Raw genomic sequence first — 23,736 nt, 5'->3', positions numbered from 1 at the left:
TCACGGTGGGCGATGCCAGGCTCGTTGCCGTCCTTTTTTATGCCCGCCCGCCGTTATCCAGTCCCAACGGAGAGCTCCCCCATGACCGACACGCCCGATCGCGACGAACGCCACCTGGCGCGCATGCTGCGCAAGAAAGCCGTGATTGACGAGCGCATCGCCAATTCGCCCAACGAGTGCGGCCTTCTGCTGGTGCTGACCGGCAACGGCAAGGGCAAGAGCAGTTCTGCGTTCGGCATGCTGGCCCGGGCCATGGGGCACGGCATGCAATGTGGCGTGGTGCAATTCATCAAGGGTCGCAACAGCACCGGCGAGGAGCTGTTTTTCCGCCGCTTCCCGGAGCAGGTGCGCTTCCATGTCATGGGAGAGGGCTTTACCTGGGAAACCCAGGATCGCCAGCGCGACATTGCCGCCGCCGAAGCCGCGTGGGCGGTGTCCCGTGAGTTGCTCAGCGACCCGTCCATTGGGCTGGTGGTGCTCGACGAACTGAACATCGCCCTCAAGCACGGTTACCTCGACCTGGATCAGGTCTTGAGTGATCTGCAGGCTCGTCCGCCCATGCAACATGTGATCGTGACAGGCCGCGGCGCCAAGCCCGAGATGATCGAGCTGGCCGACACCGTGACCGAAATGGGCATGATCAAGCACGCTTTCCAGGCCGGGATAAAGGCGCAGAAAGGCGTTGAACTGTGAGCCGAGTGTCGACCGCCAGCCGCCATTGCCCGGCGGTCTTGATTGCCGCCCCGGCTTCAGGCCAGGGCAAGACCACCGTCACCGCGGCTCTGGCCCGGTTGCACCGCAACCAGGGGCGCAAGGTGCGCGTGTTCAAGTGTGGTCCCGACTTCCTCGATCCAATGATCCTTGAGCGAGCCAGTGGCGCGCCGGTCTATCAGTTGGACATGTGGATGGTCGGAGAGCAGGAAAGTCGCCGGTTGTTGTGGGAAGCCGCCGCAGAAGCGGACCTGATTTTGATTGAAGGCGTGATGGGGCTGTTCGACGGCACACCGTCTAGCGCCGACCTGGCCCGGCATTTCGGCGTGCCGGTGCTGGCGGTTATCGATGGCACGGCCATGGCCCAGACATTCGGTGCCTTGGCCTTGGGCCTGGCACGGTATCAGCCGGATTTGCCCTTCGCCGGGGTCTTGGCCAATCGGGTCGGCACCTTGCGCCACGCGCAATTGCTCGAAGGGAGCCTGACCGAAGGCTTGCGCTGGTACGGCGCGCTTTCGCGGGAAACCGGCATCGAGCTGCCGAGCCGCCATCTTGGCCTGGTGCAGGCCAGCGAATTGAATGACCTGGACGTGCGTCTCGATGCCGCCGCCGAGGCGCTGGCGGGCAGTTGTGAAGTGGCATTGCCGCCTTCGGTGGAGTTCGCGGCGCCGGAACTGACGGCCGTTGAGCGGTGGCTCGACGGCGTCCGCATCGCCGTGGCCCGTGACGAGGCATTTGCCTTTACCTATGGCGCCAGCCTCGATCTGCTGCAAGCCATGGGCGCGCAGTTGAGTTTCTTTTCGCCGATCCACGACACCCAATTGCCCGAGGCGGACAGCCTCTATCTACCCGGTGGATATCCCGAGCTGCACCACGTTGCCCTGGCGCAAAACGCGCCCATGCTGGAGGCGATCCGCGCCCACCATGCATCCGATAAACCCTTGCTCGCCGAATGCGGCGGCATGCTGTATCTGCTCGATTCACTCACCGACGTCGACGGCACGCGCGCCGAACTGCTGGGTATGCTGAGCGGCGATGCGCAGATGCAAAAACGCTTGGCGGCCCTCGCGCTGCAATCGGTGGATCTGCCGGAAGGCAACCTGCGCGGGCATACCTATCATCATTCCTTGACCAGCACCACGCTTGAGCCGATTGCCCGTGGGCATAGCCCCAATGGCGGGCGAGGGGCGGAGGCGGTTTTCCGACAAGGGCGGATGACGGCTTCGTACGTGCATTTTTATTTTCCGTCCAATCCGAGGGCGACTGCCGCTTTGTTTGCGCCGGACCGAGAAGCAGCCTTCGCGAACAGGCTCGCTCTCACAGGGGATGGTGTGATCCCCAGTACGACGCCTGCCAGTGTGGGAGCGAGCCTGCTCGCGAATCGGCCATGACAGACAGCACTTTTTCCCAAGCAGAACGCGAGGCCGTCTACCGCGCCATCGCCGAACGCCGAGACATGCGTCATTTCATCGGCGGCAGCGTCGAGCCGCAATTGCTGCGCCGCCTGCTCGAAGCCGCGCACCAGGCGCCTAGCGTCGGGCTGATGCAGCCGTGGCGGTTTCTGCGCATCAGCGATCACGCCTTGCGCGGCGAAATCCAGAACCTGGTGGAAGAAGAGCGCATTCGCACCGCTGAAGCCCTGGGCGAGCGTAGTGATGAATTCATGAAGCTCAAGGTGGAAGGTATCCACGACTGCGCCGAAGTGCTGGTGGCCGCGTTGATGGACGACCGCGAGCGGCACATTTTCGGTCGCCGGACCTTGCCGGAAATGGACTTGGCCTCGCTGTCCTGCGCGATCCAGAATCTGTGGCTGGCGGCCCGCGTCGAAGGGCTGGGGATGGGCTGGGTGTCGTTGTTCGAGCCCCAGGCCCTGGCCGATCTGTTGGGCCTGCCGGAGGGCGCAAAACCCCTGGCGATCCTGTGCCTGGGGCCGGTCGAGGGCTTTTACCCAGCGCCCATGCTCGCCTTGGAAGGCTGGGCGAAACCGCGGCCGCTCGAGGAACTGATTTATGATAATCGCTGGGGAGTGCGTCCATGAGCGTAGCGTTGCTCAGTGCCGCCGCGGTGGCGCTGGATGCGTTGCTGGGCGAGCCCCGGCGCTGGCATCCTCTGGTCGCGTTCGGCCGTCTTGCCAATCGTATCGAACAGCGTTTCAACTCCGGTGGACGGGGCTGGCGCAGTCACGGTGTCACGGCGTGGATCATCGCCGTGCTGCCCTTGACGTTGCTGGCCACAGCCTTGTCCTGGGCGCCCCTGGTAGGGTGGCTGGTGGACATTCTCGCGTTGTATTGCGCCCTCGGCTTGCGCAGCCTTGGTGAACATGTCGAGCCAGTGGCCCGGGCGTTGCGCAGTGGCGATCTGGACGAGGCACGCCAGCAGGTGAGTTATCTGGTCAGCCGCGAAACCGCCGAGTTGGATGAAAACGCCGTGGCCCGCGCCGCCACCGAGTCGGTATTGGAAAACGGCAGCGACGCGGTGTTCGCCGCCTTGTTCTGGTTCGCGGTGGCTGGCGCGCCTGGCGTGGTGTTGTATCGGTTGAGCAATACCCTCGACGCCATGTGGGGTTATCGCAACGAGCGCTTCGAACGTTTTGGCTGGGCGGCGGCAAAGATCGACGACGTGCTCAACTATATTCCCGCGCGCCTGGTGGCCCTGACCTACGCGTTGCTCGGTAAGACCCGACTGGCGTTCAGATGTTGGCGCACCCAGGGGCCAACCTGGGACAGCCCTAATGCCGGGCCGGTGATGGCCGCCGGCGCCGGAGCGCTGGGCGTGGAACTGGGCGGCGCGGCGATCTACCACGGCGAGCTGCACCAACGTCCGTCCTTGGGCGAAGGCGTGCCGGCCAGTGCCGATTCCATTGATCGCGGCTGGCAATTGGTGCAACGCGGCGTATGGTTGTGGCTGCTGATTCTCTGCCTCGGAGCCGAGTTTTATGCTTGAGCATGGTGGACGACTGCGCAAGGCTTCCCGGCAATATGGCATTGCCGAGGCCGACTGGCTCGACCTGTCCAGCGGCCTGGCGCCCTGGCCGTTCGACGTTCCGCCGATCCCGCTGCGGGCCTGGGCGCGCCTGCCCGAGACCGACGATGGATTGGAGCAGGCCGCCTGCGATTATTACGAAGCGACGCACGTGTTGCCGGTGGCCGGTTCGCAGATGGCCATCCAGCTGTTGCCGCGCCTGCGCCGGGCCGGCAAGGTGGGTGTTTTGTCGCCCTGTTACGCCGAGCACGCCGAAGCCTGGCGCCGCAGCGGGTACATCGTGCGCGAAGTGCTGGAGACGGAAGTCGATTTTTTCCTCGACAGCCTCGACGTGCTGGTGGTGGTCAATCCGAACAACCCCACGGGCCTGAGCCTGAGCCCCGAACGCTTGCTGAATTGGCACGCACGGTTGGCCCAGCGCGGTGGCTGGCTGGTGGTGGATGAAGCGTTCATGGACATGACACCGCATCTGAGCCTCAGCGCCCACGCCCATCAGGTCGGGCTGATTGTATTGCGATCGTTTGGCAAGTTCTTTGGCCTGGCCGGGGTTCGCCTGGGGTTTGTCCTGGCGGAGCGGCGTTTGCTCAAGCTGCTCGCCGAGCAAGTCGGACCCTGGGCGGTGAGCGGGCCGACCCGGGTCCTGGGCGAGGCGTGTCTTCTGGATACCGAGGCCCAGGTTCGTCAACGACAGCGTTGCGAAGAAACCAGCCAACGCCTGGCATCGACGCTGCAACGCTTCGGCTTCAAGCCCCAGGGCGGCTGCGCATTGTTCCAGTGGCTGGTCACACCGCACGCCCATGCCCTGTATGAATTCATGGCCCATCGCGGCATTCTGCTGCGCCTGTTCACCCACACCAGCAGCCTGCGTTTCGGGTTGCCCGCCGATGATGTCGGGTTCCTGCGCCTCGAGCAGGCTTTCGAGGCCTACGCCAAGGACATTCGATGACAACCTTGATGGTGCAGGGCACCACCTCCGATGCCGGCAAAAGTACCTTGGTCACGGCGCTCTGCCGTTGGGTTACGCGCCAGGGTGTGAGGGTGGTGCCGTTCAAGCCGCAGAACATGGCGCTCAACAGCGCGGTGACTGCCGACGGTGGCGAAATCGGCCGGGCCCAGGCTGTTCAGGCACAGGCCAGTGGCCTCGAGCCCCATACCGACATGAATCCGGTGCTGCTCAAGCCCAACAGCGATACGGGCGCACAGGTCATCATCCATGGCCGTGCCGTGACCACCATGAACGCGGTGGCCTATCACGATTACAAAGCCATCGCGATGCAAGCGGTACTGGCCTCCCACGCGCGCTTGAGCGCGACATACCCGGTCGTCATGGTTGAAGGCGCGGGATCGCCGGCGGAGATCAACCTGCGGGCCGGGGACATCGCCAATATGGGCTTTGCCGAGGCGGTGGACTGCCCAGTGCTGCTGATCGCCGACATCAATCGTGGCGGGGTATTCGCCCATCTGGTCGGCACACTGGAGTTGCTTTCGCCCAGCGAGCAGGCGCGGGTAAAGGGTTTCATCATCAATCGTTTTCGCGGTGATATCGCCTTGCTGCAGCCGGGGCTGGATTGGTTGGAAACGCGCACTGGCAAACCGGTGATCGGCGTGTTGCCGTATGTAATGGACCTGCACCTGGAGGCCGAGGATGGCCTCGACCAGCGCCAGGCCGACAAGGCTGAACAGGTGCTCAAGGTGGTGGTGCCGGTGCTGCCGCGCATCAGCAACCACACCGATTTCGACCCGCTGCGCCTGCATCCGCAGGTCGACCTGCAATTCATTGGCCCTGGCCAGGCCATCCCGCCTGCCGACCTGATTATCCTGCCCGGGTCCAAAAGCGTGCGCAGCGATTTGGCCTACCTGCGGGCTAATGGCTGGGAAACGGCCATCCAGCGCCATTTGCGCTACGGCGGCAAGTTATTGGGTATCTGCGGCGGTTTGCAGATGCTCGGCCAGCAGGTCCACGATCCGCTCGGGCTGGAAGGCGTGGCAGGTTCCAGCGCTGGGTTGGGCTTGTTGGATTTCGAAACGACCCTGGAGCGCGAAAAGCAACTGCGCAACGTCCGCGGGCGACTGACCCTGGAAGACGCCGAGGTCAGCGGCTACGAAATCCATGCGGGCGTCACCGTCGGCGCGGCCCTGGAACATGCGGCGGTGCGCTTGGACGATGGCCGTTGCGATGGCGCCCAGAGCCGCGATGGACAGATTTTTGGTACTTATCTGCATGGGCTCTTTGAGTCGCCGGCAGCCAGCAGTGCATTGCTGCGTTGGTCGGGTCTGAAGGACGTACAGACGGTGGATTACCACGGCTTGCGCGAGCGAGATATCGAACGGTTGGCGGATTTGGTGGAGCGGCATCTGGACACCGGGCTGCTGCGTGAGCTCTGTGGGATCTAGGGTGGCTGGGCTGGCGTCGTCGCGAGCAGGCTCGCTCCCGCATTGGTCTTGCGGCGCACAGAGATCCTGTGGGAGCGGGCCTGCTCGCGAAGGGGCCGGCACCCACACCGCCTATTTTGAAAGGGTATGAACATGCTCCAACTGATCCTCGGCGGCGCCCGCTCGGGCAAGAGTCGCCTGGCCGAAAAACTCGCCGCGAGCACAGGCTTGCCGGTGACTTACATCGCCACCAGCCAACCCCTGGACGGCGAAATGAACGAGCGTGTCGCCCAGCACCGCGCCCGGCGCCCTGCCGAATGGGCGCTGGTGGAGGAACCGTTGGCGCTGGCGCGGGTGCTGGAAGAAAACGCCGCGCATGATCAATGCCTGTTGGTGGATTGCCTGACGCTCTGGCTCACCAACCTGCTGATGCTTGATGACGCCGACCGGCTGGTCGCCGAGCGTGAAGCGCTGCTGGACTGCATCAGTGCGCTTCCCGGCGAGGTCATATTCGTCAGCAACGAGACCGGCATGGGCGTCGTGCCGCTGGGGGAGTTGACCCGTCGTTATGTCGATGAAGCCGGTTGGCTGCATCAAGCCCTGGCCGAACGTTGTCAGCGCGTCGTGTTGACCGTCGCCGGCTTGCCCCTGACCCTTAAAGGAACTGCGTTATGAATCACCGCTGGTGGCTGGACCCGTGCAAGCCCGTCGATACCCAAGCGCTGGAGCAGGCCGCGGCCCGTCAGCAACAGCTGACCAAACCGGCCGGCTCCCTGGGGCGGCTGGAATCGGTGGCGGTGCAACTGGCGGGCCTGCAAGGGCAGGTCAAACCGAACCTTGACCGGTTGTGGGTTGCGATTTTCGCCGGCGATCATGGCGTCGTGGCCGAAGGTGTCTCGGCGTATCCCCAGGAAGTCACCGGGCAGATGTTGCTCAACTTCGTCAACGGCGGCGCGGCCATCAGCGTTCTGACGCGGCAATTGGGCGCGTCCCTGGAAGTGATCGACCTGGGCACTGTAACGCCTTCGCTGGATTTGCACGGCGTGCGCCATTTGAACCTGGGTCCTGGCACGGCGAATTTCGTCCGGGGGCCGGCGATGACCCTGGCGCAAGGCGAACAGGCCCTGCAAGCCGGACGCGACAGCGTGGCGCGCGCGGTCGCGGCTGGAACGCAATTGTTCATCGGCGGCGAGATGGGCATCGGCAATACCACTGCGGCCAGTGCCCTGGCCTGTGCCTTGCTCGACTGTCCGGTGACGCACCTGGTCGGGCCGGGCACGGGCTTGGACGCGGCAGGTGTCAGCCGCAAGGCCCAGGTGATCGAGCGGGCCCTGGCGTTGCACGGTGGTGCGAGCGGCGACCCGTTGCAGACATTGTTCAACCTCGGCGGTTTCGAAATCGCGGCGTTGGTCGGTGCGTACCTGGCCTGCGCTCAGCAGGGCGTCGCCGTGCTGGTGGATGGGTTTATCTGCAGCGTAGCGGCGCTGGTGGCGGTGCGGCTCAATCCCGGATGCCGCCCATGGCTGCTGTTCGGTCATCGCGGTGCCGAGCCGGGTCACCAGCACGTGTTGGAAACCCTCGGCGCCGAACCGCTGCTGGACTTGGGCTTGCGCCTGGGCGAGGGCAGTGGCGCGGCGCTGGCGGTGCCGTTGTTGCGCCTGGCCTGTGACCTTCACGGGCAGATGGCGACGTTTGCCGAAGCGGCCGTGGCGGATCGCCCGGCATGACCTTGCGCCTGGACCTGCTGCGTCACGGTGAAACCGAGCTGGGCGGCGGCTTGCGCGGCAGCCTCGACGACGCCCTGACGGCCAGGGGCTGGGAGCAGATGCACGAGGCGGTCGCCCAAGGCGGGCCGTGGGATCGCCTGGTGTGCTCGCCATTGCAGCGATGCGCCCGTTTCGCCGAACAACTTGGCGCCCGACTTGGCGTTCCGGTGCAGGCGGACAAAGACTTGCAAGAGTTGCATTTCGGCGCCTGGGAAGGTCGCAGCGCGGCGGCATTGATGGAGACCGACGCCGAGGCCCTCGGTCGCTTTTGGGCCGATCCTTACGCCTTCACACCTCCCGGAGGTGAGCCGGTATCGGCGTTTTCGGCGCGGGTGCTGGCGGCGGTCGAGCGCTTGCACCTCGCATATGCCGGTCAGCGCGTGTTGCTGGTCAGTCATGGCGGCGTGATGCGCTTGCTACTGGCCCAGGCCCGGGGGTTGCCACGCGAGCAATTACTGAATGTCGAAGTCGGCCATGGTGCGCTGTTTTCCCTGGCGGTGTCCTCCGGCCCCGTGCTTAGAGAGGCTGGCTGAGCATGTTGTCCTTCTGGATCGCCCTGCAATTTCTCAGCAGCTTGCCGATTCGCTTGCCGGGCATGCCTGAGCCCCGCGAGCTGGGGCGTTCGCTGTTGTTCTATCCCGTGGTGGGGCTGTTGTTCGGCGGTTTGCTGTGGTTGCTCGATGCACTGTTGGCGGGCGCGCCGGTGATGCTGCATGCCGCGCTGCTACTGATGGCGTGGGTGCTGCTCAGCGGCGGGCTGCACCTGGACGGCCTGGCCGACAGCGCCGATGCCTGGCTCGGCGGTTTCGGCGATCGTGAGCGTACGTTGCTGATAATGAAGGATCCACGCAGCGGGCCGATCGCCGTGGTCACGCTGGTGCTGGTGTTGCTGCTCAAATGGACCGCGCTGGTAGCGCTGATCGAGCAGGGGGATGCGTTGGCCTTGCTCGTTGTGCCGGTGCTGGGGCGTAGCGCCTTGCTGGGGTTGTTCCTCACCACGCCGTATGTGCGTGCCGGCGGGCTGGGCCAAGCGTTGGCCGATCATTTGCCGCGCCGCTCGGGCTGGCAGGTGTTGTGGGCCGGAGCGCTGGGGTGCGTGCTGGTGATGGGATGGGCGGGGCTGTGGACGTTGGCGGTCGCCGTGCTGGTATTTATCGGTTTGCGCCACATCATGCTGCGCAGGCTGGCGGGATGCACCGGCGACACGGCGGGCGCCTTGCTGGAATTGCTGGAAATGGCGGTTCTGGTGGCGTTGGCCTTGAGCTGAATCCCGGCTTGTCAGCGGTCAGGGCCTCATTTAAATTTGCATTCATTTAGTCGCGGGTATATACACGCATCATGCTTCCTTCCCAATGTCTGTGCATCAACCTGCGTCGCGCCGCGCGTGGCGTCAGCAGGTACTACGACGGCGCTCTCGATGGCTTCGGGATCAACGTTGCCCAGTATTCTTTGCTCAATAACCTGGCGCGCCTGGACCAGCCGAGCATTTCGTCCCTGGCCGAGGCCATGGGCCTGGACCGCAGCACCCTAGGGCGCAACCTACGGGTGCTGGAAGGCGAGGGGTTGGTGAAGTTGGCTGAGGGCGACGATTTGCGCAACCGCATCGTTGTGCTCACCGAGGCGGGAAATGCCCGGTTGGCGGCGGCATTGCCGGCCTGGGAAGCGGCACAACAGAAATTGATCGACAAGCTCGGTGCCGAAAAGCGCGCGACCTTGCTGGCCTTGCTGGATGAGTTGGCGTGACGCCGGTTCGTCCGATGATAAGTGGGTATATACCCGCGACCGGAGAATAAGAATGACATCGATGTGGCGTACCTGTGGTTGGGTCCTGGTGGGCAGTGCGCTGATCCTGGCGTTGTCCCTGGGCGTGCGGCATGGCTTCGGGTTGTTCCTGGCGCCGATGAGCGCCGAATTCGGCTGGGGCCGGGAGGTGTTTGCCTTCGCCATCGCTTTGCAGAACCTGATCTGGGGCCTGGCGCAGCCTTTCACGGGCGCCCTGGCGGATCGCTTCGGTGCGGCAAAAGTGGTGTTGATCGGTGGTGTCCTGTATGCGGTCGGCCTAGTCTTCATGGGCATGGCCGACTCGCCCTGGTCGCTGTCGTTGAGCGCCGGCCTGTTGATCGGCATCGGCCTGTCCGGCACTTCGTTCTCGGTAATCCTTGGTGTGGTTGGGCGGGCCGTGCCGCCAGAGAAACGCAGCCTGGGCATGGGTATCGCCAGTGCGGCCGGCTCGTTTGGCCAGTTCGCGATGTTGCCGGGCACGCTGGGGCTGATTGGTTGGCTCGGCTGGTCCGCGGCGCTGTTGGCGCTGGGCCTGCTGGTGGCGTTGATCGTGCCCTTGGTCAGTATGCTCAAGGATGCACCGGCACCCCTGAGCGGCAACGAGCAGACCTTGTCCGAAGCATTGCGCGAGGCGTGCAGTCATTCCGGTTTCTGGCTGTTGGCGGTCGGTTTTTTTGTCTGCGGTTTCCAGGTGGTGTTCATCGGCGTGCATCTGCCGGCCTATCTGGTGGACCAGCACCTGCCGGCCAGCGTCGGCACCACCGTGTTGGCACTGGTCGGTCTGTTCAATATCTTCGGCACCTACACCGCCGGCTGGCTGGGCGGGCGCATGTCCAAGCCGCGCCTGCTGACTGGCCTGTACCTGGTGCGAGCGGTGGTGATCGGCCTGTTCCTGTGGTTGCCGGTGACGACGACCACGGCTTATCTGTTCGGCATGGCGATGGGTTTTCTCTGGTTATCGACGGTGCCATTGACCAACGGGACGGTCGCCACGTTGTTCGGTGTACGAAATCTCTCGATGCTGGGTGGGATCGTGTTCCTGTTCCACCAGTTGGGCTCGTTCCTCGGTGGTTGGCTGGGCGGCGTCGTGTACGACCGCACGGGCAGCTACGACTTGATCTGGCAGGTGTCGATTTTGCTCAGCCTGCTCGCGGCTGCGTTGAACTGGCCGGTGCGTGAGCGCCCGGTTGCCCGCCTGCAAGCCCAGGCGGGTGCGGCATGAGCCGCGTCGGCCCATGGTTGATCGCAGCCGGCGCCGCCGCGCTGCTGGCGGTCGCCTGGTGGGGCTGGCGCCAGGGCGGGTTGGCTTTGATGCAGCTGGGCATGGGCAGCTGCTGACGTGTGGACGGCATCGGGCGCGCGGAGTAACGTCGTGGTCTGACAGGCTTACAAGGAAAATCCGACATGATGCGTTGGTTTGCTGTTCCCACCCTGTTACTGGCTATGACCGGGCATGTATGGGCGGCTGAATGCCCGTCACTCTTGGAGGGTTCGCTGCCCAAGCTGCGGGCCAAGGAAACCGTCGATTTGTGCCAGCGTTTCGCCGGCAAACCGTTGGTGGTGGTCAACACGGCCAGCTTCTGTGGGTTCGCTCCACAATTCAAAGGGCTCGAGGCGCTTAACCAGCGCTATAAAAGTGAAGGGCTGGAAGTGCTGGGCGTGCCGTCCAACGACTTCAAGCAGGAATCCAAGGACGGCGCGGAGACCGCCAAGGTTTGCTACGTCAACTATGGCGTGACCTTTACCATGACCGAACCGCAACCGGTACGGGGCGCGGATGCCATTCCCTTGTTCAAGCACCTGGCCGAACAGTCCAGCGCGCCGAAATGGAATTTCTACAAATACGTCGTGGATCGCCAGGGCAAGGTGGTTGGCAGCTTTTCCAGTCGGATAAAACCCGACGATCCTGATTTCATCAAGGCGGTGGAGACGGCTATCGCTTCCAAACCCTGATCCTCAACCACGAAAAAGCCCCGCTTTCTTTACAGAGAGCGGGGCTTTTTTTTGCTTCAGGTGGCGACCGGCTGTTTATGCCTGCTCGCCGTGGATCATCAGAAGCGGTAGGTTGCGCCGACGCCGAAGCCGTTGGCGCTGTTTTCGTATTCAGCATTGTAGGCCTGGCCCAGGGCGTTGGCTCTGTTGACGTTGACTTTTTCTTCCTTGAGATAGGAATAGGCCACGTCGATGGTCAGGTCGTCGGTTGGGCTCCAGCCGGCACCCAGGCTGAAGATGGTCCGGTCGCCGGTAGGAATGCGAGGCGAACGGTCGGCGTTGTTGGTCGGCGACTGGTCGAAGGACAGGCCGGTGCGCAGTACCCATTGCTTGTTCAACTGGTAGGAGGTACCGATGGCGTAGGCCCAGGTGTCGTGCCAGTTCTGTTCTTCGGTGATGGTGCCGAAGAGGGTTGGGTTCAATGCGCCGCCGCCGGTGATGTCGTTGTTCACGGTGATGTCTTTCAGGCGGCTCCAGCGAGTCCAGGTGCTACCGGCATAGACAGTCCAGGCATCGTTGATTTCCTGGGTTACCGAGAAGTCCACGGACTCAGGGGTCGTGATGTCCAGCGATGCGTCGTATCGGTCACCGCTCAACAGGAAGCCTGGCGTACCAGCACCCGGGCTCACTTCGGTGTGGCCCTCAAGCTTGTATTTGACCTTCGAGTGGTAAGTCAGGCCGACACGGGTGGTGTCAGTGGCTTGCACCAGCAAACCGATGTTGTAGCCGTAGCCAATATCGTCGCCCTTGATCTGGACGTTGCCATCATTAGGCGAGAATGGCGTGGTCAACGCCGACTCCAGCGAACCCGAAATCCGGTTGATAGTCGGGCCAAAACCGATCGACACCTTGTCATTGAAGGCGTAGCTGATGGTTGGCTGGAAGGTCACGACCTTCACTTCGCTCTTGCTGCCGAAATTGCGGCCCTGGAAGCTGCTTTCGTAGTCGGTGATCAGGCCAAAGGGGGCGTAGACGCCCAGGCCGAATGCCCATTGATCGTCGATTGGCTTGACGTAGTAGCCCATCGGAACGCCGGTGAACGGGACCATGTCGCCATCGTTCGTACCGGACTGGGTGCCGCTGGCATCGTTGATGTCGGTGGATGCGTCGATGACGGCGAAGCCGCCGGTGACTTGTTGGCGCTTGAGGCGCGACATGCCGGCAGGGTTGCCAAACACGGTGCTCGCATCATCGGCAGAAGAAGAACGACCCGCGAAGCCAGTGCCCATGCCACTGATGCTTTGTTCGTTCAAGGCAAAGCCACTGGCGAAAATTTGGGTGGATGCCAAGGTAACGGCAAGGCCAAGGGTGGTTTTGAGCATCATTTTTTTCATTGTTAGAACTCCAGGTGATCACCGGGGCGAAAATTACCAACATTTTTGCCCAAGCGCTATAGCTTGTATGGCTTGATTTAGAGGGGTTTTGTAGGACAATCCGACCAAAATCGTCGCAGTTGTAGGAAGTTTCCTTTTTTCCATTCAGCAAGCGACCTGGTTCAAGGGTGAAACACAGTTTTGCCACGCGCAGGTAAAATCCCGCAGGCGACCAGTGGGATGAAAAACCTGGCGCCAGATGCGGGCCATGGCGAGCAAATCGTTTGAATCGGGAAGCGAGGTGGCGTGTTCTTCAACCAGCAACCAAGCGATGGCCGTGGCGTAGCGCAAATTGACGGTCAATTCCTGATGAGGGCCGCTCAGGAAAGCATGCTGGCTCGCCAGGCCTCGCACCAGGCTGGCTCGTTCCGGATCCAACGCCAGGTAATCGTCCCACAGGGCTTGATGGCGCGGTTCAGTGATGCGGTACAAGCCGTGCCCACGACGATCGTGCAACGCGGCGCCCAGGCCTGATTGACTGGCGGCGATCCCCAGCAACAGGTTTTCCGCCGTTGTGCTGTGGCTCCCCAGGTAAAGGAGCGTCGGGCGGATCACATAACGACACAGTTCGCTGGCAGCGATACCCATAAAATCCTCGAAACGGGAAATGGGCGGAGCCTGACGGTGTGGGCTTGGCAGCAGGTGGATCGGATCAGGCTCCGCCGAAGCGGATCATGCCGCTCGAGTTGAAGTGTAGTGTCATATCTGCGCTGTAAAGGCCTGTTTTTAAACCATGTTCATCGAACGGTTATGACCGTTATAGCTGTTTGTACTTAAGCCGTTGCGCTTTATCGAGAAATGCCGGGCAATAAAAAGCCCCGCGTTTTGGGCGGGGCCTTGGATGCTTCAGTGTCCTGGCGTGTCAGGCAACGAGTGCCTGACGGGTACGCTCGATGACCGCCTGCAGCGGTTCTGCGCTGGAGTACTGGTCGGGATACAAGCGTTCGCTGTGACGGGCGATGCCGTGTTCGTTGACCAGCGTGAAGCTGAAGCAGCCTTTGCGAGCGGCCATGATCAGGCAGTTCATTGGAGCAAAGGCGTTGGTTAGGGTGCGGATGGCATCCTGTGTCTGGATTTGATTAGACATGTTATGGGTGTTCCTACAAATGACACGATTAAGAACCGTGCAACGTTAAAACGTTCCAGTAACGTCGACCACCATTGGTCGAACGAAGAACCCGACTGGAACAAAGCAGCCAGTTTGAGCGCTATAAAAGGGCGCGCTTGGGCTGGCAGGTAGGTACTTAGGAGGGCAGGCAACACATCGAGGGCAAAGGTTCTGGGCCCGGGGTGAAGATCCTGATCAATTTGCAGGTTGGTTCGGTCAGAATAATGAGCCTGGCGGCAGCTTCGGATTCGTTCGAAGTGCGCAGCGCGAGCATTACCTGGAAACCATCGAGGGGGGCGGTCTCTTTTTCGGCAGGCCTCCCGTGGGGATAGCTGACCGCTGAGATGTTTCCGACCCGGAATTGACTTTCAGCTTGGTACTAACGCCGCGGATATTATCGAATCAAGCCGCGTTAGGGAAGGCCGTTGGTCAGAAAAATGCCGGTGCTGCCGCTGGGGCGCGAAAGCGCGCAGCGTGTAAAAGTCTGGGATCGGGGGCTTTTCCACAGGGTCTTGAGCGCCAGATGCGTCAAAAAAGCGCAGCGATATAACCACTTCAGCTGTTACTTGTACACACTCCTATGGGCCGCTGTCACCGTATTGTCATCTTTGAACAATCCGGGGCGGGTGCCTGTATCCAAAATTTAAGTCAATGAAAAACATCGCTTTTTTTTACTGGTGAAAAAATCGACAGTTTGAGCGCAGGCCCCGTTCCATAGGGCTTGCGGCGAGTTCAGGGTAGGTTGTCCACTGAGTTATCCACAGCTTCTGTGGATTGTCCCAAGCGCTTGCTCTAGAACGGGCGTGCCGGTTTTTTTCGACTTTACCCGTACGAAAAAAGGAGTAGAGTTGCGCGCCTTCCGATCTGTCCCGTAGTGCGTTATGAAGTTTCGCTCAGTATCAAATCCTGTTACCTCCGCACCCTCAGGTGTTACCCCTCCCAAGCGCATATCGATGCGAGTTGCCGAGTGGCTGCTGGACAGCCCGAGCCTGGGAGAGCGTCCCAGCGTCAAGCACCTGGCTGGACGCCTGCTCAAACAACCGGCGCGCGAAGGCGTGGTGGCCGCACAGAGTCGCCTCGGTCAGCTGATGTGCCGCGAATGCGGCAATGCACGGGACCGGCGTATTGGCCAGGACCTGCTGCGCCAGGCCGCGCGGGCCGGCGATCATCGTGCCCGCCAGGCATTGGGCGAGATCGAAGACTGAGCTGGGCAACGCCGGGTTGCTTGGTTAACCTTCGGGCTTTATCTCTTGCGCGGGAATTGTCATGGCGATGGATTTGACCAGCCTGTTGCTTGGCCTGGCAGGCGCTGCGGTGCCGCTGTTGGCATTGGCCTGGCACCTGAAACGCCAGGCAAGCGCGGCACAGACCGAGCTGGCGTTGATGGAAGAACGCCTGGCGACCGCCCACATGGCACACGATGGGTTGAATGCCCAGCTCGATGCCTGCCGCGACGAAATCAGTGACTTGGGCCAGGCCAATGCCGCCAGGCAAGCCGAGCTTGCGGCTGCGCGTCGCGAGGTCGAAATGCTGCAGATCGAGCGTGACAACGCAAGGGACGCGGCGCATGCCTGGAACCTGGAGCGTGCCAATAAGGAAGCTGAATTGCGACGCCTGGATGCCCAGGCTGCTTCGTTGCAGGCCGAATTACGCGAGCAGCAAGAGAGCCATCAGCAGCGCCTGGACGATCTTCAAGGCTCGCGGGACGCATTGCGGGCCCAGTTCGCCGAGCTCGCGGGAAAAATCTTCGACGAGCGTGAACAGCGTTTCGCCGAAACCAGCCAGCAGCGCCTGGGTCAGTTGCTCGACCCACTGAAGGAACGCATCCAGTCCTTTGAAAAACGCGTCGAGGAAAGCTACCAGGCCGAGGCCCGGGAGCGATTTTCCCTGGGCAAGGAACTGGAGCGCCTGCAACAGCTGAACCTGCGCCTGAGCGATGAAGCCACCAACCTGACTCGTGCGCTCAAGGGCCAGAAGACCCAGGGCAACTGGGGCGAGTTGATCCTCGAGCGGGTCCTGGAACATGCCGGCTTGGAGAAGGGCCGCGAATACCAGACCCAGGTCAGTCTCAAGGGGCCGGATGGCGAACGGTTCCAGCCGGACGTATTGATTTATCTGCCCGGCGACAAGCAGGTGGTGGTCGATTCGAAGGTCAGCCTCACGGCCTACCAGCAATATGTGGCGGCCGAAGACAATGCCATCGGCCAGTTGGCTCTCAAGCAGCACGTCGTGTCATTGCGAGCCCACGTCAAAGGCTTGGCCGGCAAGGACTACAAGCGTCTGGACGGTCTGCACAGCCTCGATTTCGTCTTGCTGTTCGTGCCGATCGAAGCGGCATTTTCCGCAGCCTTGCAAGCCGAGCCGAACCTGTTCCAGGAAGCTTTCGACCGCAACATCGTGATCGTCAGCCCGACCACGCTGCTGGCGACGCTGCGGGTGATCGACAGCTTGTGGAAGCAAGAGCGCCAGAGCCAGAACGCCCGGGAAATCGCCGAACGGGCGGGGTGGCTGTATGACAAGTTCGTCCTGTTTATCCAGGACCTGGACGAAATCGGCAGTCGCTTGCAGCAGTTGGACAAAGCCTACAGCGCCGCACGCAATAAGCTGACGGAAGGGCGCGGCAACTTGGTCAGCCGCAGCGAGCAGTTGAAACTGCTCGGCGCCAGGGCGAGCAAGAGCTTGCCTACGGAGTTGCTTGAACGGGCGATGGCGGACATGGATGGGTTGCCAGAGGAGACCGGCGAAGAAAGCCAGGGTCAGTAGCCTCCGAGGTTTGCACCGGACCCCTGTGGCGAGAGAGCTTGCTCCCTCGCCACAGGGGTTTACTTTTTCCCCTATTACAACGGCAAGTGCCGGCTCAACAACGCCCTCAACGCCGCCGGCTTCACCGGCTTGGCCAAGTAATCCAATCCCGCCGCATGCACCTGGGCCACGGTCTCGGGCCGGCCATCGGCACTGATCACCACTCCGGGCACCGGCTCGCCCATGCGCGTGCGCAACCAGGCCATCAGTTCGGTCCCGGTTTCGCCGTCGTCCAGGTGAAAATCCACCAGCGCCAGTTGCGGCCGGCCGCCCTGGGCGAGCCAGCGCTCGCATTCTTCACGATTACGCGCCGTCCATACGCGGCACCCCCAGCGGGTCAGCAGGCTGTTCATGCCGATCAGGATGCTGTCTTCGTTATCGACACACAGCACCTGTGCGCCGCTGGGCAAATGGCCGTTGGCTTCGATCACGATAGTGGGCTCGACGGCTTGGCTACTGGCCAATGGCACGCTGACGCTGAACACGCTGCCGCGCCCTGGCCAGGAACGCACGCGCAAGGTATGGCCGAGCACGCGACACAGCCCATCGGCAATTGCCAGGCCGAGGCCGAGCCCTTTTTCGGCCCGGGTCTGATGGCTGTCCAGGCGTTTGAATTCTTCGAAGATGACTTGCAGCTTGTCTTCGGCGATCCCCGGCCCGCGGTCCCAGACCTCCAGGCACAGCTCGCCGTTGCCCCGGCGCACGCCTAGCAGCACCGGGCCCTTGGCGTAGCGGAAGGCATTGGTGAGGAAGTTCTGCAGCACGCGGCGCAGCAGCTTGATGTCGCTGTCGACTCGCAGCCGCGAGCCGCGAACCCGGAATTTCAAGCCTTGCTCTCGAGCCAGCACGGTAAACTCGGCGCCGAGGGTATCGAATAGATCATTGAGGACAAACGGCTTGCGGTCGGGGTTGATCTTGCCGTTTTCCAATCGGGAGATGTCCAGCAGGTCCGTGATCAAGTCCTCGGCCGAGCGCAACGAGCTGTCCAGATGTTGCACCAACTGCCGGGCTTCGCTCGGCAAGCCGTCGTGCTGATGGGAAAGCGCGGCGGAGAACAGGCGCGCGGCGTTGAGAGGCTGCATCAAGTCATGGCTGACGGCGGCCAGAAAGCGGGTCTTGGACTGGTACGCGGCTTCGGCCGTGCTCTTGGCTTCGGTCAGCGCGAGGTTGAGTTGCGACAGTTCGCGGGTGCGTTCGGCCACCCGCTGTTCCAGCCCTTCGTTGGCTTCGGTCAAGGCCTGTTCGGCTTCGCGGTAAGCAGTGATGTCCGTGAAACTCATGACGAAACCGCCGCCGGGCATCGGGTTGCCGATCAGCTCGATCACACGGCCGTTGGGGAACAGGCGTTCCGAGGTGTGTGCGCGGCCCTGGCGCATCCAGTGCAGGCGCCGGGCGACATGGACTTCGGCCTCGCCCGGGCCACAAAGGCCGCGCTCGGCGTTGTAGCGGATGATGTCGGCGATTGGCCGACCGACGCTGATCAAGCCGTCGGGGTAATTGAACAGTTCCAGGTATCGACGGTTCCAGGCCACCAGCCTGAGGGACTGGTCGACCACGCTGATGCCCTGGGTAATGTTTTCGATGGCGCCTTGCAGCAGCGCTCGGTTGAATTGCAGCACTTCGGACGCTTCGTCGGCGATCCGCACGACGTCTTCCAGTTGCATCTCGCGGCCTTCGATGGCCGCTTTCACCACGGCTCGCGTCGACGACGCGCCGAGTACACCGGCCAGCAGCCGCTCGGTATGGGCGATCCATTCGCTGTCGGCGTTCTGGCTCGGGTTGAAGCCTTTGCCTTGGCGATAGGCAAAGCGAATGAAGCTCTGGCGCGCCCGTTCTTCGCCGACGAAGCGGGCCGCCAGCTGCAACAGATCCTCGATCTGGACCGCCAGCATCGAGCGAGGATTGGGTCGGGCGCTGATCTCCTGACCGATGAAGCGTCCAGCCTGCCAATGCTCCGACACGCGTGTGCGCGACAGGACCGAAACCCAGGCGAACAATATGAAATTGCCCGCCAGGGACAGGACGACACCTTGGGTCAGCGGCGTGATCGGCAAATCCAGCGGATTGCCATGCAGCCAGGCCAGGCCGGGGAAGCTGCTCAGTGACCAGCCCAGGCTATGGGCGGCGATCGGCAGCACCAGCGTGTAGAACCACAGGAATATGCCCATGGCGAGGCCGGCGAACACGCCGCGTCGATTCGCCTGTTTCCAGTACAGCGCGCCGATCATGGCGGGTGCCAGTTGCGTCACGGCGGCGAAGGCGATCTGGCCGATGGTGGCCAGGCTCGCGGTCGAACCCAGCAGCCGGTAGCTGACATAAGCCAATAGGAGAATCGCGACGATGCTCACCCGGCGTACCGACAGCATCCATTGGCGGAACACTTCGAAAGGCCGCTCGGCGTTGTTGCGGCGCAATAGCCATGGCAGCAGCATGTCGTTGGAGACCATGGTCGACAGGGCGACACTCGCCACGATGACCATGCCGGTGGCGGCCGAGGCGCCGCCGATGAAGGCCAGCACCGCCAGCGCCGGATGGGCCTGGGCGAGTGGCAGGCTGATGACGAACGAATCCGGCAGTACCGAGCTGGGCAACATCATTTGCCCGGCGAGGGCGATCGGCACCACGAACAGGGCGGCCAGGGCCAGGTAGGCTGGGAACACCCATTTGGCCAGGCGCAGGTCCTGGGGTTCGATGTTCTCCACCACGGTGACGTGGAACTGCCGTGGCAGGCAGATGATCGCCATCATCGCCACGCCTGTTTGCACCACCATGGACGGCCAGTTGATGGTCTCCTTCCAATACTGCTCCAACCGTGGCGCGAGCATCGCCTGGTTGAACAGGTCGTCGAAGCCGTCATAAAGGCCAAACGTGACGAACGCGCCAACCGCCAGGAAGGCGAACAGCTTGACCAGCGATTCAAAGGCAATCGCCAGCACCATGCCGCGGTGGTGCTCGGTGGCGTCGAGGTTGCGAGTGCCGAAGACTATGGTGAACAGCGCCAGGATCAGCGAGACGATCAACGCAGTATCCTGCGCTCGGGTGCCCATGGCGTCGGCACCGGCGCCGATCAACAGGTTCACGCCGAGCACGATACCCTTGAGCTGCAAGGCAATGTAAGGCAGCACGCCGACCAGGCAGATCAGGGCGACCACCACTGCCAGTGATTGGGATTTGCCGTAGCGGGCGGCGATGAAGTCGGCGATGGAGGTGATGTTCTCCTGCTTGCTGATCATCACCATCTTCTGCAAGACCCACGGCGCCAGTACCAGCAGCAGGATCGGCCCGAGGTAGATCGGCAGGAATGACCAGAGCTGTTCGGCGGCCTGGCCCACGGCGCCGAAAAACGTCCAGCTGGTGCAATACACCGCCAGCGACAGGCTGTAGACCCACGCGCGCACACGTGGTGGCAGCGGTGTGCTGCGTCGGTCGCCGTAAAAGGCGATGGCAAACATGATGGCCATATAGGCCAGGGCGACAACGGCGATCAGCCCGCTGGACAGCGACATGGAAACTCCCAGACAAATACGCCCGGGCTTGGGCCCGGCAAGACAGTCTCGCACGCCCGCTCGGGTTCGTCAGTGTCGACCAAGGTCGAGGCGTGGCGGGGTGTCGCGGGTGGGATTTTTTTATGCAGCGATGTTGCCGGCCTCATCGCGAGCAAGCTCGCTTGTATGTTTAGACTTGAAGGGGTGGGCAGGACTAAAAGCTCGATTCCGACTCTAGCCAGTACGGACCGTGGGAGACTTCTCATCCCGCCCTTTCTACCTAAAGCGCCGATAAGGAATTCATCGGTAAAACCGACGATAGAAGCAAGCCAGCGCTACGGTAGACCCCGACAAGCATCTAAACCCTAGCTCCGAGGATTCGAGATGACAATCCTTACCTCTCCAGCGGTTATCGGTATTGATGTCGCCAAGGCTGAAATTGTCGCTTATCGCGAGGATCTGAAAAGCATTCAAATCGTCGATAACAATCGTGAAGCCCTTGTCCGTTGGCTCAAAATGTTGCCAGCGCAAAGCTTGATTGCCTTGGAAGCCACCAGCTTTTATCACCTGGATACGGCTGAACTGGCCCATGGGATGAGGCACAGGGTTTATGTTGTGGATGCCTATCGTGTGGCCCATTACCGCGAAAGCATTGGGCAGCGGGCAAAAACCGACCCTTGTGATGCACGTTTGCTGGCGCGTTATCTGACGAATGAACAGCAACGGTTACGTGCCTGGACACCACCTTCAGATGCCTACAAAGTGCTAAGAAGCCTGCTACGCAAGCGTGCAGAACTGATCAAAGCTCGCGTCAGCCTCATGCTGAGCTGGTCGAGCGAACCGCTTCTGAAAGATATCCTGACCCAGCAACTGGACGCCTTCAAGCAAAGCGATCGGGCCATTCAGAAGTTATTGCGTGAAGCCAGCCAAGGGGCGGGGATTACTGAGAATATCAACCGCTGCAAAGCCATTGAGGGTGTGGGCGAACTGACGGCAACAAGCCTGGCGACCGCATTCATGCGAGGTGACTTCGCCAGCGGCGATGCGTTCATTGCCTTTTTAGGGATGGACCTGAGGCCAAAAGACTCCGGAAAAAAACACAGTCCCAGACACCTGAGCAAGAAAGGAGATGGCGAGCTGCGACGCTTGGCACACACCGCAGCAATGGCGGCTTGCCGGTCTCCAGTCTGGAAGCCTTACTACGAGTCCTGCTTGGCAAGAGGTTTCGCCAGAACCCAAGCGTTGGTGAGCCTCGCCCGTAAATTGTGTCGGGTGGCATTCGCCCTGATGAAAAACCAGAGCGAATATCGCTCTAATTCTATGCTGCAGGGTTCCCCTGCAACATAGAATCTCCCACAATGGCTATTTATCGAATACAAGATTTGTGGCACACCGAAATCCAATGTGGGAGCGAGCTTGCTCGCGATGGCATTTTCACTGATCCAACGCCATATCCACCAACCGATACAGCTCCTCGACCTCCAGCGGCGCAGTGGCGAAGAGGATTCGAAATACCGTCGGCGCAACGATCACATTCACCAGTCGCTCGATACCCGGGTTCGGCTCGTCGGGATAACGATCCAGGATGATCTGCAACTGGCCGCTGATAATGCCCACGCAATACCCCGGCGTGGCGCAAGCCTGGATGTCACGCATCATATTGCGGCCAGGTTCTGAACTCATCTCGTCGAGGTACTGCTCGGCCCAGGCGCGCAGGTCGCCGCGCAGGCTGCCAGTGTTGGCCGGCTCGCTGTCCGGGCGCATGCGCGCGATGGCAACGTCGGCCAACAGCGCCGGCAGATCGCCCCAGCGCCGGTAGATGGTGGACGGCGTGACCCCGGCGCGCGCGGCGATTTGCGGCACGGTCAAGGTGGCGCGGTCCTGCTCCTGGAGCAGGGCGCGTACCGCCGAGTGAATCGACTCCTGAACCCGGGCACTTCTGCCGCCGGGGCGTAAACCTTCTTTAATAGCCATGCATCGGACCTTAACACAAAGAATTTGCTTTAAGCGCATGCCGGTAGCACACTCCGCAAAAGCAAAAAATTAGCTTTTATGAATCTCCTCGTGGAGCGTGCCCATGTCTCGTCCAGCTTCGACCCGCGCCAGTCTCATCTTCCTGGCGATCACCTTGCTCGGTTTTCTGGCGGCCTCCAGCGCGCCGACGCCGTTGTATCACCTCTACCAGGAACATCTGCAGTTCTCTCCGGCGATCCTCACGCTGATCTTCGGTGTGTATGCGTTCAGTCTGTTGGCGGCCTTGCTGGTCGTCGGCTCGTTGTCCGACTACCTCGGTCGCAGACCGGTGATCTTCGCGGCATTATTGCTCAACATGCTGGCGATGCTGCTATTCATCAATGCCGACAGTGTGGGCTGGTTGATGGGCGCGCGACTGATACAAGGCTTCGCCACCGGCATGGCCACCAGTGTGCTGGGCGCCGCGTTGCTGGACTTCGATCGCCAGCAAGGCCCCCTAGTCACCAGCTTTGCGCCCCTGCTGGGCATGGCGTGTGGCGCGATGGGGTGTGGCCTGCTGGCAGAATTTGCGCCGATGCCGTTGCAACTGACTTATTGGCTGCTGCTGGCGTTGTTTCTGGTCCAGGCGGTTTATCTCTGGCGCCTGGCCGAAAGCGTTAGCCCGCAGCCCGGGGCCTGGCGGTCGTTGCGCCCCACCTTGCATGTGCCGGTCCAGGCGCGGCGCGCGTTGTGGCTGATCCTGCCGCTGGACCTGGCGGCCTGGGCGGTCGGTGGTTTCTATCTGTCCCTGGCGCCGTCCCTGGTTCGCGCCGCCACCGGTTCGACATCGAACCTGATCGGCGGCTCGCTGGTGGCCGTGCTGACACTCAGCGGCGCATTGTCGATCTACATGTTGCGTAACCGCGCCGCGCAAATGATGCTGCGTCTTGGCGCGACGCTGCTGGTGCTTGGCCTGGCCCTGGTGTTGATGGCCGTACACGCGGCCAGCCTGCCGTTGTTTTTCATCGGCACGCTGGTGACCGGCAGCGGTTTCGGCGCGGGATTCATCGGCGCGCTGCGCAGCATCATGCCCTTGGCCTTGCCCCACGAGCGGGCTGGCTTGATGTCGGCGTTCTATGTGCTCAGCTATCTGGCCTTCAGCCTGCCATCGTTGCTGGCGGGGAATCTGACCCGTATTTTCGGCCTGATTCCGACCACGGACGGCTACGGCGCGGTGTTGATTGTCATGGCCGCCGGCGCGCTGGTGGGCTTGTTGCGTGAACCCGCACGGCCGCTGGCGGACGGGCTTCGGCCCTGATTGCTTATCTATAGAACAGAATAGATATAGAGAAATTACCCGTTATATAGATATTCGATCCGGTTCTAGCATAGCTCCACCTCATCCGAGG

General features: G+C 62.0%; 22 protein-coding genes. 17 read left to right on the top strand and 5 right to left on the bottom strand.

The features are described 5' to 3' along the window. Positions 1-81: 81 nt before the first annotated feature. The 13 genes from cobO to J3P81_RS18175 all read left to right on the top strand — a co-directional run bounded on the left by cobO (position 82) and on the right by J3P81_RS18175 (position 11,567). Positions 82-693 carry a cob(I)yrinic acid a,c-diamide adenosyltransferase gene (cobO, locus tag J3P81_RS18235; RefSeq protein ID WP_420767442.1) on the top strand — a complete coding sequence of 204 codons (612 nt, stop codon included), beginning with the start codon at positions 82-84 and terminating at the stop codon, positions 691-693. After that, positions 690-2,102, top strand: coding sequence for a cobyrinate a,c-diamide synthase (locus J3P81_RS18230; protein ID WP_434560185.1), 1,413 nt, complete (start codon positions 690-692; stop codon positions 2,100-2,102). The genes cobO and J3P81_RS18230 overlap by 4 nt, the downstream gene beginning before the upstream one ends. Beyond that, positions 2,099-2,749, top strand: coding sequence for a 5,6-dimethylbenzimidazole synthase (bluB, locus tag J3P81_RS18225; protein ID WP_434560183.1), 651 nt, complete (start codon positions 2,099-2,101; stop codon positions 2,747-2,749). Before J3P81_RS18230 ends, bluB begins: the two co-directional genes overlap by 4 nt. Next, positions 2,746-3,654: an adenosylcobinamide-phosphate synthase CbiB gene (cbiB, locus tag J3P81_RS18220; protein WP_434560181.1), complete on the top strand. Its 909-nt coding sequence runs from the start codon at positions 2,746-2,748 to the stop codon at positions 3,652-3,654. The genes bluB and cbiB overlap by 4 nt, the downstream gene beginning before the upstream one ends. Further along, positions 3,647-4,639 (top strand): threonine-phosphate decarboxylase CobD, encoded by a 993-nt coding sequence (gene cobD / locus J3P81_RS18215; protein WP_434560179.1) that lies wholly within the window; start codon positions 3,647-3,649, stop codon positions 4,637-4,639. Before cbiB ends, cobD begins: the two co-directional genes overlap by 8 nt. Beyond that, complete coding sequence (locus J3P81_RS18210; RefSeq protein WP_434560177.1) at positions 4,636-6,087, top strand: cobyric acid synthase; 1,452 nt, start codon at positions 4,636-4,638, stop codon at positions 6,085-6,087. The genes cobD and J3P81_RS18210 overlap by 4 nt, the downstream gene beginning before the upstream one ends. Before the next feature lie 132 nt (positions 6,088-6,219). Next, positions 6,220-6,741 (top strand): bifunctional adenosylcobinamide kinase/adenosylcobinamide-phosphate guanylyltransferase, encoded by a 522-nt coding sequence (gene cobU, locus J3P81_RS18205; RefSeq protein ID WP_420767519.1) that lies wholly within the window; start codon positions 6,220-6,222, stop codon positions 6,739-6,741. Further along, positions 6,738-7,793: a nicotinate-nucleotide--dimethylbenzimidazole phosphoribosyltransferase gene (gene cobT, locus J3P81_RS18200; RefSeq protein ID WP_434560175.1), complete on the top strand. Its 1,056-nt coding sequence runs from the start codon at positions 6,738-6,740 to the stop codon at positions 7,791-7,793. The genes cobU and cobT overlap by 4 nt, the downstream gene beginning before the upstream one ends. Continuing rightward, positions 7,790-8,365, top strand: a complete 576-nt coding sequence (gene cobC, locus J3P81_RS18195) for an alpha-ribazole phosphatase family protein (RefSeq protein WP_434560173.1) — start codon at positions 7,790-7,792, stop codon at positions 8,363-8,365. The genes cobT and cobC overlap by 4 nt, the downstream gene beginning before the upstream one ends. 2 nt (positions 8,366-8,367) lie before the next feature. Beyond that, on the top strand, positions 8,368-9,099 hold the full coding sequence (locus J3P81_RS18190; protein WP_434560171.1) for an adenosylcobinamide-GDP ribazoletransferase: 732 nt from the start codon (positions 8,368-8,370) through the stop codon (positions 9,097-9,099). 71 nt (positions 9,100-9,170) lie between these two features. Next, entirely contained in the window at positions 9,171-9,575 is a 405-nt protein-coding gene (locus tag J3P81_RS18185) for a MarR family winged helix-turn-helix transcriptional regulator (protein WP_030142382.1), read from the top strand. A gap of 52 nt (positions 9,576-9,627) precedes the next feature. Beyond that, the gene (locus J3P81_RS18180) at positions 9,628-10,836 is read left to right on the top strand and encodes an MFS transporter (RefSeq protein WP_434560169.1); all 1,209 of its coding nucleotides are present in this window, start codon (positions 9,628-9,630) and stop codon (positions 10,834-10,836) included. A gap of 182 nt (positions 10,837-11,018) precedes the next feature. Further along, a complete protein-coding gene (locus tag J3P81_RS18175) occupies positions 11,019-11,567 on the top strand; it encodes a glutathione peroxidase (protein WP_420767432.1) in 549 nt (182 codons plus the stop codon). A 98-nt stretch (positions 11,568-11,665) separates the two neighbouring features. Here J3P81_RS18175 and J3P81_RS18170 read toward each other — a convergent pair whose 3' ends face one another. The 3 genes from J3P81_RS18170 to J3P81_RS18160 all read right to left on the bottom strand — a co-directional run bounded on the left by J3P81_RS18170 (position 11,666) and on the right by J3P81_RS18160 (position 14,066). Beyond that, the gene (locus J3P81_RS18170) at positions 11,666-12,940 is read right to left on the bottom strand and encodes an OmpP1/FadL family transporter (RefSeq protein ID WP_434560167.1); all 1,275 of its coding nucleotides are present in this window, start codon (positions 12,938-12,940) and stop codon (positions 11,666-11,668) included. A 144-nt stretch (positions 12,941-13,084) separates the two neighbouring features. Beyond that, positions 13,085-13,567: a hypothetical protein gene (locus J3P81_RS18165; RefSeq protein ID WP_434560165.1), complete on the bottom strand. Its 483-nt coding sequence runs from the start codon at positions 13,565-13,567 to the stop codon at positions 13,085-13,087. Between the two features lie 274 nt (positions 13,568-13,841). After that, positions 13,842-14,066, bottom strand: coding sequence for a hypothetical protein (locus tag J3P81_RS18160; RefSeq protein WP_249875763.1), 225 nt, complete (start codon positions 14,064-14,066; stop codon positions 13,842-13,844). A 902-nt stretch (positions 14,067-14,968) separates the two neighbouring features. Between J3P81_RS18160 and J3P81_RS18155 the strand changes: the two genes are divergently transcribed. Together J3P81_RS18155 and rmuC are read left to right on the top strand one after the other, a co-directional pair. After that, on the top strand, positions 14,969-15,292 hold the full coding sequence (locus tag J3P81_RS18155; RefSeq protein ID WP_434560163.1) for a sel1 repeat family protein: 324 nt from the start codon (positions 14,969-14,971) through the stop codon (positions 15,290-15,292). 175 nt (positions 15,293-15,467) lie between these two features. Continuing rightward, a complete protein-coding gene (rmuC, locus tag J3P81_RS18150; protein WP_434564135.1) occupies positions 15,468-16,850 on the top strand; it encodes a DNA recombination protein RmuC in 1,383 nt (460 codons plus the stop codon). A gap of 74 nt (positions 16,851-16,924) precedes the next feature. Here the strand turns inward: rmuC and J3P81_RS18145 are convergent, their stop codons facing one another. Next, positions 16,925-20,395 (bottom strand): hybrid sensor histidine kinase/response regulator, encoded by a 3,471-nt coding sequence (locus J3P81_RS18145; RefSeq protein ID WP_434560161.1) that lies wholly within the window; start codon positions 20,393-20,395, stop codon positions 16,925-16,927. 363 nt (positions 20,396-20,758) lie between these two features. On the opposite strand from J3P81_RS18145, the gene J3P81_RS18140 reads away from it, so the two are divergent. Next, positions 20,759-21,721 carry an IS110 family transposase gene (locus tag J3P81_RS18140; RefSeq protein ID WP_434560159.1) on the top strand — a complete coding sequence of 321 codons (963 nt, stop codon included), beginning with the start codon at positions 20,759-20,761 and terminating at the stop codon, positions 21,719-21,721. Positions 21,722-21,808: 87 nt separating this feature from the next. Here the strand turns inward: J3P81_RS18140 and J3P81_RS18135 are convergent, their stop codons facing one another. Beyond that, positions 21,809-22,348: a TetR/AcrR family transcriptional regulator gene (locus J3P81_RS18135; RefSeq protein WP_420767880.1), complete on the bottom strand. Its 540-nt coding sequence runs from the start codon at positions 22,346-22,348 to the stop codon at positions 21,809-21,811. A 103-nt stretch (positions 22,349-22,451) separates the two neighbouring features. Between J3P81_RS18135 and J3P81_RS18130 the strand changes: the two genes are divergently transcribed. Further along, complete coding sequence (locus J3P81_RS18130) at positions 22,452-23,645, top strand: MFS transporter (RefSeq protein WP_434560157.1); 1,194 nt, start codon at positions 22,452-22,454, stop codon at positions 23,643-23,645. Positions 23,646-23,736 lie beyond the last annotated feature (91 nt).

This window comes from Pseudomonas sp. R1-6, assembly GCF_051132115.1.
Classification (GTDB): Bacteria; Pseudomonadota; Gammaproteobacteria; order Pseudomonadales; family Pseudomonadaceae; genus Aquipseudomonas.
The sequence above is the reverse complement of the archived record's forward strand: the minus strand, read 5'-3'. Positions and strand labels throughout refer to the sequence as shown.